This window comes from Curtobacterium herbarum (genome assembly GCF_016907335.1).
GTDB classification, from domain to species: domain Bacteria; phylum Actinomycetota; class Actinomycetes; order Actinomycetales; family Microbacteriaceae; genus Curtobacterium; species Curtobacterium herbarum.
This window is the reverse complement of record NZ_JAFBBT010000001.1, coordinates 1,083,171-1,098,067: the sequence shown is the minus strand read 5'-3', so window position 1 is coordinate 1,098,067 and position 14,897 is coordinate 1,083,171. Positions and strand designations below refer to the sequence as shown.

The following is a 14,897-nucleotide window of genomic DNA, read 5'->3' as shown; positions in this document are numbered from 1 at the left end:
TCTGTCCCCGCCAGTCGCGTGCACGCCTGTGCAGACCCCCCAGAGCGGGCGGCTCGGGCTCGGTTCGGGGCTCAGTCGCCCAGGACGTCGTCCTCGAGCGTGCGGACCAGGGTCGCGAGGTCCTCGACGATGCTCGGCGCGGCGAAGAGGAAGGACCGCGTGTCGCCGACCTCCCACGTGCGGACGTCCGCACCGGCGGCTGCCGCCACGATCGAGCCCGCCGCCACGTCCCACGGGTTGATGCCGCGTTCGTAGTAGGCGTCGACGGTGCCCGCGGCCACGGCGCAGCAGTCGAGCGCCGCGGCTCCGGCCCGGCGGACGTCGCGCACCTCGGTGATGAGGCCGGCGAGGACGGCGGCCTGCTCCCACCGGCGTTCGGCGGTGTACCCGAAACCGGTGGCGACGAGCGTCTCGGCGAGGGACTCCGGCGCCGCGACGGCGAGCGGTCGTCCGTCCAGGGTCGCCGCTCCCCCGGCGACGGCGCGGTACACCTGGCCGGTGGCGGGGGCGATCACGACGCCGGCGACGGGCTCCCACGTCGCGGGGTCCGGCACGCCGCGGACGACGCCGATGCTCACGGCGTAGACGGGGCTGCCGTAGAGGTAGTTGACGGTGCCGTCGATCGGGTCCACGACCCAGGTGAGGCCGGAGGTGCCGGTGGCAGCCCCGGACTCCTCGCCGAAGAAGGCATCGTCGGGACGTGCTTCGCTGATGCGTCGGCGGATGAGCGCTTCGACCTCGCGGTCGGCGGCGGTCACGACGTCGGCGATGCTCGACTTCCGGTCGGCGACCTCGACCCCTTCGGCTCGACGCTGCACCGCGAGCGCGGCGGCCTCGCGGGCGATCGTCTCGGCGAGGTCGGCGAGGGCGTCAGGGGCAGCAGACACGGGAGCATTCGACATACCCCGATCCTGCCCGAACAGCCGATCCCCCGCCGCTCCGCCCGACTCAGCCCCCCCCCGCCCGTTCGCCGAACCCCCGGCAACGCAGAAATGGCCCCGTCCGAGGACGGGGCCATTCGTGGAAGCCAACACGAATGGTTGGCTAGCACAGTGGCGAGTGAGGGATTCGAACCCCCGGAGGCATACGCCGGCTGATTTACAGTCAGATCCCTTTGGCCGCTTGGGTAACTCGCCATGTGCGCACCCGGCCCGTGTCGTCACCGACCGAAGGCGCGCTGAAGAGCATAGCCGATGTCCGGAGGTGCTCGCGACCACGGTCCGACGCTGGCCGGTCGGCGTGGGTGGGACGGGCCTCCCGGAACGTGGCGGCGTGCCGCCGGATAAGCTCTCCGGCATGGCAGACAGCTCCTTCGACGTGGTCAGCAAGGTCGACAAGATGGAGGCGGAGAACGCCCTCAACCAGGCGGCGAAGGAGATCGAGCAACGCTACGACTTCAAGGGCGTTGGCGCGTCCGTCGCGTTCAGTGGCGAGGACGTCCTCATCAAGGCCTCGACCGAGGAGCGCGCCCTGGCCGTCCTCGACGTGCTGCAGACGAAGGCGATCAAGCGCGGGATCAGCCTGAAGAGCCTGGACGCCGGCGACCCCTACCCCTCGGGCAAGGAGTTCCGCATCGAGGTGACGTTCAAGAACGGCATCGAGCAGGACATCGCGAAGAAGATCGGCGCGGTCATCCGGGCCGAGGCACCGAAGACGGTGAAGAGCCAGGTGCAGGGCGACGAGCTGCGGGTGTCGTCGAAGAGCCGCGACGACCTGCAGCAGACCATCCAGCTGCTCAAGGGCCAGGAGTTCGACGTGCCCCTGCAGTTCATCAACTTCCGCTGACCCGCGCTCCCCGCGCAGACACCGACACTCACCGTGGAGCACTGGCTCGTCGTCGCGTTGATCATCCTCCTGGTCCTGTTGGACCTGGCGATCCGCGCCTTCTCCCTCGTCTACGTCCCGATCGACCGGAAGCCGCAGACGGCGACGGGCTGGTTGTTGGCGATCTTCCTCATCCCCTACATCGGGTTCATCCTGTTCCTGGTCCTCGGGTCGACGAAGCTGCCGAGGTCGCGCCGTGAGAAGCAGACGGAGATCAACCGGTACATCCTCGAGCAGACCGAGGGCATCGAGCGGGTCCGGCGGGACCACCCGTGGCCGGCGTGGCTGGAGAGCATCACCCGCCTGAACCGGCAGCTCGGGGCGATGCCGCTGGTCGGCGGCAACCAGGCCGAGCTGTACCCGCACTACGACGACGCCTTCGCGGAGATGACGCACGCGGTCGACGAGGCTCGGCGGTTCGTGCACGTCGAGTTCTACATCGCGTCGCTCGACGACACCACGCGGCCGTTCTTCGAGTCGCTGGCCCGGGCACAGGCCCGTGGGGTCACGGTCCGGTTCCTCATGGACCACTGGGCGAGCCGGAGCTACCCGTACTTCAAGGACACCCTGGCGTTCCTCGACGCGGCCGGCATCGAGTGGCACCTGATGCTGCCGCTGCTGCCGATGGAGGGCAAGTTCCAGCGTCCGGACCTCCGCAACCACCGGAAGATCCTGGTGGTCGACGGTTCGGTGGCGTTCACGGGGTCGCAGAACCTCATCGACCGCTCGTACGACACGAAGACGAACATCCAGCGTGGCCTCCGGTGGCGCGACTTGTTCGCCCGGTTCGAGGGTCCGGTCGTCGCGGGCATCAACGCCCTGTTCGTCACCGACTGGTACAGCGAGACCGACGAGCTGCTGCTCCGTGAGAGCGACCCGGTGCACCGCGCTGACCGTCAGGACTCCCTGGACTGTCAGGTCGTGCCGTCCGGGCCGGGTTTCGACGGTGAGAACAACCTGCGCCTGTTCAACGCGCTGCTGTACTCGGCGCAGGAGCGGGTGTCGATCACGTCGCCGTACTTCGTGCCCGACGACTCGATGCTCTACGCCATCACGACGACGGCGCAGCGCGGGGTCGAGGTGGAGTTGTTCGTCGGCGAGATCGGCGACCACGCGATGACCTGGCACGCGCAGCGCTCCTACTACGAGGGGCTGCTCCGCGCCGGCGTGAAGATCTGGCTGTACCGCGCGCCGACCGTGCTCCACGCGAAGCACTTCACGATCGACGACGACGTCGCCGTGATCGGCTCGTCGAACATGGACATGCGCTCGTTCACCCTGAACCTGGAGATCTCGGTGATGGTGCGCGGGAAGTCCTTCGTCGACGCCCTGCGCGACGTCCAGGACGACTACCGCGCGGCCAGCCGCGAGCTGACGCTGGACGAGTGGCTGACCCGCCCGCGTCGGTCGCGGGTGTTCGACAACGTGGCGCGGCTCACCGCGGCGCTGCAGTAGCGCGCCGTCGCCGAGCCGGTCTGCTGGCCGGGAGGCCCGGTCCCCGTCCGCCCCGCCGGTCACCTCAGGCGCGGGGTCGGTTGCCGGGCGCCGGCGCCGCCGCGGGTGCCGCCGCCGGGGCGGGGACCGCTGCGGCGATCCGCGCGGTGAGCCGTTCGAGCGGCCCGCGGCCGAGGAACCGCCGCCAGAGCATCGCGAACAGCACCGCGCCGACCACGAATCCCCACCACGTCGTCGGTCCCTGCGGCATCTCGGGCCAGGCGGCGATCACGACGAGGTGCAGCGCGTACACGGTGAGCGGCATCGACCCGACGGCGGACAACGGGAACGCGATGCGGGTGACGAGCGGCCCGTGTCCGTCGACGAGCAGCCGGCAGAGCGCGATCACGGCGACGGCGATCGCCGCGGTGCCGACGACGTCGACGATCGAGGACGAGTGGTCCCGCGGCGACAGGAACACCTGGGCGACCGCCTGGCCGGCGTCCGAGCCGGAGGGGACGAACGGCACGCCGGGGAACGCGGACGTGGTGTCGAACGGGATCGGCGCGGCGGCGTTCCCGACGACGTAGGCGGCGACCGCGACCACGGTGCCGGACGCGAGGAGCAGGACCTGCTGCACCGAGCCTCCTGGCCGGGACCGGGCGACCGCGAGTCCGACCAGGACGTACGTCCAGAAGGTGACGACGGGGTAGACCAGCCCGAGCTGCACACCGAACATGCCCGCGTCGGCGTAGAGCGGCGCGATCGCCAGCGCGACGGGCGCCGCGGCGACCGCGCAGGTGGCGGCGGCGAGGAGCAGCGCCCACCGCGGCCACCGGAGGACCGGCAGGGCCAGCAGGAACAGGGCGCCGTAGGTGGGCAGGACGACGTAGACGGGCGTCTGCAGTGCCATCAGGAGCAGTCCGACGACGACCACCACGACGGCGCGGAGCGCCAGACGGGCTCGGACCCGACCGATCTCCGGCGGACCCGGTGGGCGGTCGCGGCCGCTGACGAGCCCGATCGACACCCCCGCGAGCACCGCGAAGAGCGCGGCGGACCGGCCGTTCACGACGGCGCCGAAGCTCGTCGGATCGGCCCAGTCGACGTCCTCGGCGACGTCGCCGACGTGGGCGGCCACCATGCCGAAGAGCGCGAGTGAGCGGGCCACGTCGACCCCGACGAGCCGCCCGGACGAAGCGGCGCCCGGCACCCCGAGCCGGGGTACCGGGCGCTGCGTCGTCATGGTCGGACTCGCGAGCCGGTCAGGCCTGCGAGTCGGCGCGGGAGCCGCGCAGCGAGACGTCGATCATCTCGTCGCGGGGCACGACCTTGACCCGTGCCCGGCCCTGGGGCTCGCCGAGTGCGATCTCGTGCTGGTCGAGGGCGTGCCAGCCGTCGAGGTCGGTGAAGTCGACACCGCGCTCGCGGAGCAGTGCCGGGATCGCCGCTTCGGACGGGTCCTCCGGGCTCCACCACGTGCCCTGGTCGGTGACCACGTGCTGCACGGTCTCCATCGCGTCCGACTTCGTGTGCCCGATCAGTCCGACCGGGCCGCGCTTGATCCACCCGGTCGCGTAGACGCCGGGCATCCGGTTGCCGTCGGCGTCCAGCACCTGGCCCTCGTGGTTCGGGATGACGCCGTAGCGCTCGTCGAACGGGACGCCCGGCAGGGGTGAGCCGACGTACCCGACCGCGCGGTAGAGGGCCTGGATCGGGACCTCGCGGATCTCCCCCGTGCCCTCGACGCCACCCTGGCCGTCGGGACGGGTGCGCTCGTACCGGATGGCGCGGAGCGTGCCGTCGTCGTTGCCGAGCAGTTCGAGCGGCTTGGCGTAGAAGTGCAGGTGCAGGCGACGGCTGGCCGTGCCGACCTCGCGCTTCCGCCACTGCTGCAGGACCCGGTCGATGACGGTGACCTGCTTGTTCGTGGCGATCGCGAGCTTCGAGGCCTCGTCGTGGTCGAAGTCCTCGTCGTACACCACCATGTCGACGTCACGGAGCTCGCCGAGTTCACGGAGCTCCAGCGGCGTGAACTTCACCTGCGCCGGACCGCGGCGGCCGAACACGTGCACGTCGGTGACGGGCGAGGCCTTGAGGCCCTCGTAGACGTTGGCCGGGATCTCGGTCGACAGCAGGTCGTCGGCGTGCTTCGCGAGGATGCGGGACACGTCGAGTGCGACGTTGCCGTTGCCGATCACGGCGACGCTCTCGGCGGTCAGCGGCCAGGTGCGCGGGACGTCGGGGTGCCCGTCGAACCAGCTGACGAAGTCGGCGGCACCGTACGAGCCGTCGAGGTCGATGCCGGGGATGTCGAGGTCGGCGTCCTTGATCGCGCCGGTCGAGAAGACGACGGCGTTGTAGTGGCGCTTCAGGTCCTCGAGCGTGATGTCCTCGCCGAAGCGGACGTTGCCGAAGATCCGGATGTCGCCGCGGTCCAGGACGTCACGGAGGGCGTTGACGATGCCCTTGATGCGGGGGTGGTCCGGCGCGACGCCGTAGCGCACCAGGCCGTAGGGGGCCGGGAGCTGCTCGAACAGGTCGATCGAGACGTCGAAGCCGCGCGCCTCCCGCAGGAGGATGTCCGCGGCGTAGATGCCGGCCGGACCGGCGCCGACGATGGCGAGTCGGAGGGTGGGCACTGATCGGTCTCCAGTTTCGTTCAGGTCAGCGGCTGCGGTCGACGACCGTCTCCGCGAACCGGGTGAGGGCGCGTTTCACGGTGCCGTCCGGCAGGGGTGCCAGGGCGGCGACCGCTTCGTCGGCCCAGCTCGCGGCGAGGGCCCGGGTCGCCCGGGTGGCCTCGTGCTCGCGGAGCTCGGTGACGGCGCTCTGGTACGCGTCCGAGTGGACGGCGTCGTCGGGGGCGTCGCGGACGTGCTGCTCGATGCGGGCGAGGAGGGCCGCGGCGCCCTGGTCGGTGGCCGCACGACGGCGCAGCTGCAGCAGGGGCAGCGTGTCGACGCCGGCGCGGAGGTCGTTGCCGGCGATCTTGCCGGTCTTGTCCTTCGCCGGCGCCAGGTCGATCACGTCGTCGACGAGCTGGAAGGCGACGCCGACCTTCTCGCCGAACGTGCCGACGGCCTCGAGCAGCGAGCGATCGGCCCCGGAGAACAGCACGCCGGCGCGGGCGGCGGTCGCGATCAGGGAACCGGTCTTGTCGCTGAGCACCTGGATGTAGTGCTCGACCGGGTCGTCGTCGGGCTGCGGGCCGGTGGTCTCGTGGAGCTGCCCCATGCACAGGCGCTGGAAGGTCTCGGCCTGCATCCGGATGCCCTCGGGCCCGAGGTCCGCGGTGATGAGCGACGCACGGGCGAAGAGCAGGTCCCCGGTGAGGATCGCGATGTTGTTGCCGTAGGTGACGTGCGCGGCCGGGACACCGCGGCGGACGGGTGCCTCGTCCATCACGTCGTCGTGGTACAGCGACGCCAGGTGGGTCATCTCGACGCTGACCGCGGCCTTCACCACGTGGTCGGTCACGCCGTCGCCGAGCTGCGCGATGAGCAGCGTCAGGGTCGGACGGATCCGCTTGCCGCCCGCCGAGAGCAGGTAGCGGCTGGTGGTGTCGGCCAGGGTGTCGGCGGAGCGCATGGCGTCCTCGAGCCCCTGCTCGACGTGCTCGAGCCCGTCGTCGACGGCGGCGATGAAACGACGGTCCGCCGGGGTGGCGAACAGCCGCTCACCGATGCCCAGGGACGCTCGGAGACTCGGTGCGCGTCGGGCGACCGGGACACTCGGGTTCAACTGCTGCTCCGTACTCGCGGGTGGCGGTGGACGCGCGGGGTGGCGGTGGGGACCTGGGCCGCAGGCCTAGGCCTCGGGCTCCACGCGGGGCTGCTCGCCCGTGGGCTGGTGCTCGCGACGCGCCTTGGCACGGCGGGCGGCGGACTCGCGCACGCTGCCCTCGACCGGCTTGCGGCCACGGTGCAGCGCGACGATGCCGGCGGTGAGGTTGCGGTGCGCGACCATCGTGAAGCCGACGCCGCGGAGCCACTGGCTGAGGACCTGCTGGTCCGGCCACGCCTCGATCGACTCGGCCAGGTAGCGGTAGGCCGCCGGGTTGCTGCTCGAGAGCTTCGCGATGCCGGGCAGGACCCGCTTGAGGTACGTGGTGTAGCCGAACCGCAGCGCGGCGAGCGGCGGGGTGGAGAACTCGCAGATGACCAGGCGGCCGCCGGGCCTGAGCACCCGCAGCATCTCGGTCAGGGCCTGCATCGGGTCGTTGACGTTGCGCAGCCCGAACGAGATCGTGACCGCGTCGAACGACTCGTCGTCGAAGGGCAGGTGCTCGGCGTCCCCCTCGACGAAGGTGATCTCGGGGTGGCGTTCGCGACCGACCGCGATCATGCCCGACGACAGGTCGAGGGCGGTGACCTCGGCACCCTTCTTCGCCAGGGCAGCGGAACTGGTCCCGGTGCCGGCAGCGAGGTCGAGCACACGCTCGCCCGGCTGGGGGTCGACGGCCTTCACCGTCGCGACGCGCCACAGCGGTGCGTTGCCCGCCGACAGGATGTCGTTGGTCAGGTCGTACTTCGCTGCGACGTCGTCGAACATGGCCGCCACTTCGTCCGGCCGCTTCTGCATGTCCGCTCTGCTCACCCGGTCATCCTAGAGGCCGCGGCCGGACGCTTCCCGGTAGGCGTGCAGGCGCGCGGCATCCCCGGGCGCGCCCCGACGCGTAGCATCGGTCCGTGACCCGTTCCACCACAGCGGTCCAGCCCCTCACGGTGTCGACCCGGATCCTCGACGACCCGGGAGCCGTGCTCCGCCACACCCTCGCCGGACACCCGATGGCCTTCGTGCGGGGCGGCGACGGGATCGTCGGGATCGGCGAGGCCATGCGCTTCACGTTCTCCGGCCCGACCCGGATGCGCGACGCCTCGGCGCTCTGGCGGGAGATCGTCGCGGCCGCCGTCGTCGACGACCCGGTCCGGCTCCGTGGCAGCGGTCTGGTGGCGTTCGGCACCTTCGCGTTCGCCGACGACTCCGCCGCCACGAGCGTCCTCATCGTGCCGCGCGTCGTGGTCGGTCGCCGTCGGGGTCGGGCGTGGATCACCGCGATCGACACCACCGACACCCCTGCTCCCCTGCCCTTCACGAGCACCTCGGTGCCGGTCCCCCGCGTCGGCCCGCACGTCTCCGTCGCGCTGCAGCCCGGCGCGGTCGACGAGGACGCCTACGCGGCCTCGGTCGCCGCCGCGGTCACCGCCATCACGGCCGGTCGTGCGCAGAAGGTCGTCCTGGCCCGCGACCTGGTCGGGACCCTGCCGCCCGGCGCCGACCGCCGTGCGGTGCTCCTCGACCTGGCCGCCGCCTACCCGACCTGCGTCACCTTCGCCGTCGACGGGCTCATCGGGGCGACCCCGGAGACGCTCGCCCGGACGGAGGGGCGCACCCTGACCGCTCGGGTGCTCGCCGGCAGTGCCGCCCGGGGGACGGACGCCGAGAGCGACCGGGTCGCCGCCGAGACCCTCGCCGCGAGCACGAAGGACCTGGAGGAGCACGCCTTCGCGATCTCGAGCCTGGTCGCGTCGCTGCGGCCGATCGCCGCGGACCTCCGGGTCGACCCCGAGCCGTTCCGTCTGCAGCTGCCGAACGTGTGGCACCTGGCCAGTGACGTCGAGGCCGTCCTGCCCGCCGGCGTGACCGCGCTCGACGTCGCCGACGCACTGCACCCGACCGCCGCGGTCGCCGGGACCCCGACGGACGTCGCGGTCCGGCTCGTCGCCGAGCTGGAGGGCGTGGACCGCGGACGGTACGCCGGTCCCGTCGGCTGGTTGGGCGCCTCCGGGGACGGCGAGTGGATGCTCGCGCTCCGGAGCGCGCAGATCGACGAGGACGGCACGGTCCGCGCGTGGGCCGGCGCCGGGATCGTCGCGGGCTCCGAGCCGGCGCGGGAGGTCGCGGAGACGCGGCTGAAGTTCCGACCGATCGTCGACGCGCTGGCCTGAGTGCTCACGCGCTGGCCTGAGTACTCAGTCGGCCAGCGGCACCTCGATGACCACGCGCTCGGCGGGGTCGGTGAGGACCCGCTCCAGGTCGCCCCACGTCTCGGCCCGGCGGTACTCCCAGCCCAGGCCGGTCACGACGCGTTCGACGTCGACGTGCTGCGGGGTCGTCATCATCCGGCGCATGTCCTCGGGCGCGGTGGTCGCCGCCACCTCGAGCCCGCGGAAGATCGCACCGCCGCCGTCGTTGCCGACGACGACCTGCAACCGCGGCCGTGCTTCCTCGGTCCCCGTGACGAGTCCGCCGAGGTCGTGCAGGAAGGTCAGGTCGCCCACCACGACGCGGGTGGTGCCGAGGGCGCCGGACTCGGCCTCGAGCGCGGTCGCGATGCCGAGCGCCGTCGAGATGGTCCCGTCGATGCCGGCCAGTCCACGGTTGGCGTGCACCCGGATCTTCTTGCCGGCGACCGTCGCGTCGGCGACGCGGATGATCTGCGACGCGCCGAACACCAGACGGTCGTGCGGCCAGGTGACGCCCCACACCGCCTCGGCGAGCATGGCGCGGTCGACGGGCCGACGCCGCAGCGCGACCTCGTCCCTGAGGAACCGGTTCCGCTCGGCCCGGTCCGCCGAGCGCTTGGCGTCGAGGTCCGGTCCGGCGTCGCCCTCGCCGAGCAGCGCGCGGCTCGCGCCGACCCAGCGGCCGACCCAGGCGCGGTGCGCGGCCCCGGTCCGACCGGTGACGCGGACGTCCGACACGACCTGCGTCGTGGCGTCCGGCCGGGAGGCGCGGGCCGGGTCGAACACGTCGGCTCCGGCTCCGCGGACCACGATCGTCTCGACGTCGGCGCGCTGCAGGAGCACCGGCACCTCGCGGCTGAGCGTCGGGTGGCCGAGGACCACCGCGCGACGGACCCGGCCGCCGAGGTCGTCGTCGCGCAGGAGCTCGCGGTAGGCGGCCGCCAGGTTCCGACCGAAGCGTGCTCCGCTGGAGACCTCGGCGAGCAGCGGCGCCCCGAGTTCCCACGCGATCCGCTCAGCCTCGGCGCCGGCGTCGTGTCCGGCGATGACCACCGTGGCGGGCTCGTCGTCGGGTGCGAGCTCGGCGACGGGCAGGGCAGCCGTCGTCCGGCGGGTGGCGTACGCGCGGTCCACCTGGTCGTCGGGCACACCGTCGACCCGGTCGAGTCCGGCGGACAGCGGTTCGCGGAAGGCGAGGTCGAGCTGGACCGGACCGGGCTGCCCGGCGTGACCGGCCGCGGCGGCGACGGCTTCCCGCACCAGCGCGCGGACCGTGGCGCGGACGTCGTCGTCGACGCCGTGCGCGCTCGGTGCCTGGACGTCGCGGACGAAGGACACGGCGGGCCCGAAGACCCCGGGCTGCACGGTGGTCTGGTTGCTGCCGATGCCGCGGAGTTCGGCCGGCCGGTCGGCGGAGACGACGATCATCGGCACGCCGGAGTGGTGCGCCTCGAGCACGGCGGGGTGCAGGTTGACGACCGCGGTGCCCGACGTCGTGACGACCGCCGCGGGACGACCCGACTCCACCGCGAGCCCGAGGGCGAAGAACCCGGCGGTCCGCTCGTCGAGCCGGACGTGCACGGTGATGCCGCCGGCGCGCTCGAGGGCGACGGCAGCCAGGGCCAGGGCCTGCGAGCGCGAGCCCGGGCTGACCACGACGTCGGTCACGCCGGCGCGGGCGAGTTCCTGCAGGAAGGCGACGGCGAAGTCGGTCGCGGGGCTGCCGGAGCCGGCGACCGTGTCATCGGTGACACCACCGTCACCGATCGGGGCGGCCGTCGTCGTCGCCGTCGTGGAACTGGTCTTCGAGGGATCGGAGGGTTGCGTCGTCCTGGTCCTTGTCATCGCTCTTCCGCCCGGCAGGTGTCGTCCCACCGAGGAAGTCGGGGTCGTCTTCGGGACCACGGTACCCGGCACCACCGCCACCGCTGCCGCGCGTCCCGGTGGTGGGTGTCCGGCCGAGCAGGAACCACAGCACACCGCCGAGGACGGGGAGGACGACGACCAGCAGGACCCAGATGCCCTTGCGGAGTGACCGGACGCGGGTGCGCGGCATGGTGGCGCAGTCGATCAGGGCGTACACCGTGAACGCCACGGCGGCGACGACGATGACGAGCCACAACCTGACCATCCTCGAAGCCTAGGCCGGCCGGCTGTGACCGCCCTGGCCTTCGTCCGGTCGCCGTGGAGACCGGCGTCCGTACACTTGCAGGGTGAAAGCGTGGCTCGTCTACACCTTGGCTCGGCTCGGCATCTTCGTCGTGGCACTCGTCCTGCTGCTCGTGATCGGTCTGCCCTGGTACTGGGCGGCGATCGGTGGCGCCCTGATCGGGCTGCTCGTGTCGTACATCGCGCTGCCGGGTCTGCGCAGTGCCGTGACCACGAGCATCGCCGAGCGTCGGGCCCGTCCGGAGCGTGACGCCGACAGCGACTTCGAGGACGACTTCGTCGACACCGCCGACGCGGGTGCCACCACCAGTGCCGCCGACGTGGCCGCCCCGACCGACCCCGACGTCACGCTCCGGAAGCGCCCCGACGAGGCCTGACCGCTACGGCTGGACGGCGAGCGTGATGCCGAGCACCACGCCGTACGCCAGCGCCGAGAACGACGACAGCTGCAGGGCCGTGATGAGCTCGCGCGGCTTCCGTGACGTCACGCCGATCAGCAGCGCCGGCAGTGCGAGCAGCAGCGAGAAGTACGTGAAGCCGGACCGGAAGTACAGCAGCACGAACCAGATCAGGACGACGTAGGGCAGCAGCAGGAAGAGCGCGAAGAGCACCCGTGCCACCGTGTCGCCGACCACGACCGCGAGCGTGCGCTTGCCGGCGGCGGTGTCCTCGCCGATGTCGCGGATGTTGTTCACCATGAGCACCGCGCAGGCGAACAGACCGGCGGCGACCGCGGCGGCCCACCCGCTGAGGGTCGCCTGGCCGATGAGGACGTACTGGGTGCCGAGGACCGCGACCAGGCCGAAGAACACGAAGACGAAGACCTCGCCCAGGGCGTTGTAGCCGTAGGGCTTCTTGCCGCCGGTGTAGAACCACGCGGCGACGATCGCGGCCGCCCCGACGAGCAGCAGCCACCACAGCTGCGTGAGCACCACGATGACGATGCCGGCGACCGCGGCGAGACCGAAGAACGTCAGCGCGACGGTGAGCACCGTGCGCGGCTTCGCCAGGCCGGCACCGGTCAACCGGGCCGGGCCGACGCGGAACTCGTCCGTGCCGCGGACCCCGTCGGAGTAGTCGTTGCTGTAGTTCACGCCGATCTGCAGGAACAGCGCGACGGCGAGTGCGAGCAGGGCGATCGCCAGGTGCGCATCGGCGCCGAGGAAGGACCCGAAGTCACCGGCCGCCTTGCTGTCCACGTAGGCGACGGCGGTGCCGAGCACCACGGGCACGACGCCGAGGGTCAGGGTCCGCAGGCGCGCCCCACCGATCCAGTCGCGCGCAGTCGCCCGCCGGGCGGTGCGCTGCGGGGCAGCGGCCTTCGCCGGGTTGCCGGACCGGCGCTTCGGACGTCTCGTGTTCTTCGCTCGTGCCACGACCGCCAATCGTACCGGCGCGGCCGGGAGGCCGGACTCACCCCGGTGGATCGGCCAGCGTCCGCACCGCGCGCCGGTCGGGTTTGCCGGACGCCAGCATCGGCATCCGGTCCACGACGAGCACCTCGGCCGGGCGGGCAGCACGTCCGAGGGCGTCCCCGACCCGGGCGCGCACGACCTCGAGGTCGATCGGCTGCTCGGTGACGACGACCGGCACCTCGCCCCACTCCCCCGATGCCCGGCGGGTGACGACGGCACCGTCCTGCCCGGGGAGCTCGCGGACGATGCGCTCGACCGCCCCGAGCGGGACCTTCTCGCCCCCGGAGATGACGACGTCGTCGAGTCGCCCGGTCACCCGGATCCGACCGTCGACGATCGTCGCGGTGTCCCCGGTCCGGTACCAGCGATGCCCGTCCCGCTCCGTGAAGGCCGCCGCCGTCCGTGCCGGGTCGTCGAGGTACCCCTCGGCGAGCATCGGCCCGGCCAGCTGCAGTTCCCCGTCGACGAGCTCGGCGCGGACGGTACCGAGCGGCACGCCGTCGTACACGCAGCCGCCGCTCGTCTCGCTCGCCCCGTAGGTCGTCACGACGCGCACGCCCGCGGCCCGAGCACGCTCGCGGAGGGCCACCGGTGTCGCCTGTCCGCCCACCAGGACCGCGTCGAACCGGGCGAGGGCCGCCGTCGCCCGCGGGTCGTCGAGCACCCGGGCGAGCTGCACCGGCACGAGCGACGTGTAGCGCCGGGGAGCCGCGGGGCCGACGACGAGCCGGTCGGCGCCGTCCGCGAACACCGTCGCGTCGAAGTGTCCGGACGGCAGCACGACCGGGGTGGTGCCGGCGGCGATCGACCGCGTCAGGACGTTGAGGCCGGCGATGTAGTGCGTCGGCAGCGCGAGGAGCCAGACGCCCGGTCCGCCGAGGGCCGCGTCCGCGGCGGCGGCGCCGGCGAGCAGTGCCTCCGAGGACAGCGCGACCCGCTTGCCGGTCCCGGTGGAGCCGCTCGTCTCGACGACCAGGGCGACCCGCTGTGGGACGTCGGCCGGAGGCGGTGACGGCAGCGCCGGGGCCCCCTCGGCGACGGGGAGCAGTGCGGGGCCGCCGGCGAGTGCCGCCTCCAGGCCGCGGAGCACGGCCGACGGGTCGGACGCACCCAGCGCGACGAGCGGACGGACCATCAGTAGTGCCAGGGGAAGGCGGTCCAGTCGGGCGAGCGCTTCTCGAGGAACGAGTCGCGGCCCTCGACGGCTTCGTCGGTGCCGTAGGCGAGACGCGTGGCCTCGCCGGCGAAGACCTGCTGCCCGACCATGCCGTCGTCGACCGCGTTGAAGGCGTACTTGAGCATCCGGATCGCCGTCGGCGACTTGCCGAGGATCGTCTCGCCCCAGCGGATCGCCTCGCGCTCCAGGTCCTCGTGCGGCACCACCTTGTTGACGGCACCCATCTCGTAGGCACGCTGGGCGGAGTACTCCTCGGCCAGGAAGAAGACCTCGCGCGCGAGCTTCTGACCGATCTGCTTGGCGTAGTAGGCGCTGCCGTAGCCGCCGTCGAACGACCCGACGTCGGCGTCGGTCTGCTTGAACTTCCCGTGCTCGGCGCTGGCGATCGTCAGGTCGCAGATCGCGTGCAGCGAGTGTCCGCCGCCGGCCGCCCAGCCCGGGACGACCGCGATGACGACCTTCGGCATCATCCGGATGAGGCGCTGGACCTCGAGGATGTGCAGCCGGCCCATCGACGCCTGCGCGGCGGCCGGGTCGACCCCCTCCGGCGGGGCGCCCTCGTCGCCGACGTACTGGTAGCCGCTCCGGCCCCGGATGCGTTGGTCGCCACCGGAGCAGAACGCCCAGCCGCCGTCCTTCGGGCTCGGGCCGTTGCCGGTCAGCAGGACGACGCCGACGCGGGGGTCCTGGCGGGCGTCGTCGAGTGCGCGGTACAGCTCGTCGACGGTCCGCGGGCGGAAGGCGTTGCGGACCTCCGGGCGGTCGAAGGCGACGCGGACCATGCCGCCGGAGACGTGCTTGTGGTACGTGATGTCGGTGAACCGCTCGGCGATCGGAGCGGTGGTCCAGACGTCGGGGTCGAACAGGTCGGAGACGGCAGAGGGCATGCTCCGAACCTACCGCTGGGCT

General features: G+C 72.4%; 14 protein-coding genes and 1 tRNA gene. 4 read left to right on the top strand and 11 right to left on the bottom strand.

All coding sequences use genetic code 11. The features are described from left to right. Nucleotides 1–71: 71 nt before the first annotated feature. Both JOD51_RS05385 and JOD51_RS05380 read right to left on the bottom strand, forming a co-directional pair. Entirely contained in the window at nt 72–887 is an 816-nt protein-coding gene (locus JOD51_RS05385; protein WP_259558890.1) for an inositol monophosphatase family protein, read from the bottom strand. Nucleotides 888–1,053: 166 nt separating this feature from the next. Further along, nucleotides 1,054–1,136, bottom strand: a tRNA-Tyr gene (locus tag JOD51_RS05380). Between the two features lie 160 nt (nt 1,137–1,296). On the opposite strand from JOD51_RS05380, the gene JOD51_RS05375 reads away from it, so the two are divergent. Both JOD51_RS05375 and cls read left to right on the top strand, forming a co-directional pair. Further along, entirely contained in the window at nt 1,297–1,785 is a 489-nt protein-coding gene (locus tag JOD51_RS05375) for a YajQ family cyclic di-GMP-binding protein (protein WP_204607353.1), read from the top strand. Nucleotides 1,786–1,818: 33 nt separating this feature from the next. Then, a complete protein-coding gene (gene cls / locus JOD51_RS05370) occupies nt 1,819–3,279 on the top strand; it encodes a cardiolipin synthase (RefSeq protein ID WP_204607352.1) in 1,461 nt (486 codons plus the stop codon). A gap of 64 nt (nt 3,280–3,343) precedes the next feature. On the opposite strand, the gene JOD51_RS05365 is transcribed toward cls, so the two are convergent. The 4 genes from JOD51_RS05365 to JOD51_RS05350 all read right to left on the bottom strand — a co-directional run bounded on the left by JOD51_RS05365 (nt 3,344) and on the right by JOD51_RS05350 (nt 7,857). Continuing rightward, a complete protein-coding gene (locus tag JOD51_RS05365; RefSeq protein WP_204607351.1) occupies nt 3,344–4,504 on the bottom strand; it encodes a heparan-alpha-glucosaminide N-acetyltransferase domain-containing protein in 1,161 nt (386 codons plus the stop codon). 19 nt (nt 4,505–4,523) lie between these two features. After that, complete coding sequence (locus tag JOD51_RS05360) at nt 4,524–5,900, bottom strand: FAD-dependent oxidoreductase (RefSeq protein WP_204607350.1); 1,377 nt, start codon at nt 5,898–5,900, stop codon at nt 4,524–4,526. A 25-nt stretch (nt 5,901–5,925) separates the two neighbouring features. Then, a complete protein-coding gene (locus tag JOD51_RS05355) occupies nt 5,926–7,002 on the bottom strand; it encodes a polyprenyl synthetase family protein (protein WP_204607349.1) in 1,077 nt (358 codons plus the stop codon). Between the two features lie 66 nt (nt 7,003–7,068). After that, nucleotides 7,069–7,857, bottom strand: coding sequence for a demethylmenaquinone methyltransferase (locus tag JOD51_RS05350; RefSeq protein WP_204607348.1), 789 nt, complete (start codon nt 7,855–7,857; stop codon nt 7,069–7,071). A 92-nt stretch (nt 7,858–7,949) separates the two neighbouring features. Here JOD51_RS05350 and JOD51_RS05345 point away from each other — a divergent pair, with 92 nt between their 5' ends. After that, nucleotides 7,950–9,209, top strand: coding sequence for an isochorismate synthase (locus tag JOD51_RS05345; RefSeq protein ID WP_204607347.1), 1,260 nt, complete (start codon nt 7,950–7,952; stop codon nt 9,207–9,209). Nucleotides 9,210–9,233: 24 nt separating this feature from the next. On the opposite strand, the gene menD is transcribed toward JOD51_RS05345, so the two are convergent. Together menD and JOD51_RS05335 are read right to left on the bottom strand one after the other, a co-directional pair. Continuing rightward, nucleotides 9,234–11,072 (bottom strand): 2-succinyl-5-enolpyruvyl-6-hydroxy-3-cyclohexene-1-carboxylic-acid synthase, encoded by a 1,839-nt coding sequence (gene menD / locus JOD51_RS05340; protein ID WP_204607346.1) that lies wholly within the window; start codon nt 11,070–11,072, stop codon nt 9,234–9,236. Then, nucleotides 10,987–11,358 carry a PLDc N-terminal domain-containing protein gene (locus JOD51_RS05335; protein ID WP_204607345.1) on the bottom strand — a complete coding sequence of 124 codons (372 nt, stop codon included), beginning with the start codon at nt 11,356–11,358 and terminating at the stop codon, nt 10,987–10,989. Before JOD51_RS05335 ends, menD begins: the two co-directional genes overlap by 86 nt. A gap of 82 nt (nt 11,359–11,440) precedes the next feature. On the opposite strand from JOD51_RS05335, the gene JOD51_RS05330 reads away from it, so the two are divergent. After that, nucleotides 11,441–11,773, top strand: coding sequence for a DUF4229 domain-containing protein (locus JOD51_RS05330; RefSeq protein ID WP_204607344.1), 333 nt, complete (start codon nt 11,441–11,443; stop codon nt 11,771–11,773). Nucleotides 11,774–11,776: 3 nt separating this feature from the next. On the opposite strand, the gene JOD51_RS05325 is transcribed toward JOD51_RS05330, so the two are convergent. Genes JOD51_RS05325 through JOD51_RS05315 form a run of 3 tightly spaced genes read right to left on the bottom strand, consistent with a single transcriptional unit; the run spans nt 11,777 to nt 14,875 of the window. Continuing rightward, nucleotides 11,777–12,781 (bottom strand): 1,4-dihydroxy-2-naphthoate polyprenyltransferase, encoded by a 1,005-nt coding sequence (locus tag JOD51_RS05325; RefSeq protein ID WP_204607343.1) that lies wholly within the window; start codon nt 12,779–12,781, stop codon nt 11,777–11,779. 28 nt (nt 12,782–12,809) lie between these two features. Then, nucleotides 12,810–13,946, bottom strand: coding sequence for an AMP-binding protein (locus tag JOD51_RS05320; RefSeq protein ID WP_204607342.1), 1,137 nt, complete (start codon nt 13,944–13,946; stop codon nt 12,810–12,812). Next, nucleotides 13,946–14,875, bottom strand: coding sequence for a 1,4-dihydroxy-2-naphthoyl-CoA synthase (locus JOD51_RS05315; protein ID WP_204607341.1), 930 nt, complete (start codon nt 14,873–14,875; stop codon nt 13,946–13,948). Before JOD51_RS05315 ends, JOD51_RS05320 begins: the two co-directional genes overlap by 1 nt. Between the last annotated feature and the right edge of the window lie 22 nt (nt 14,876–14,897).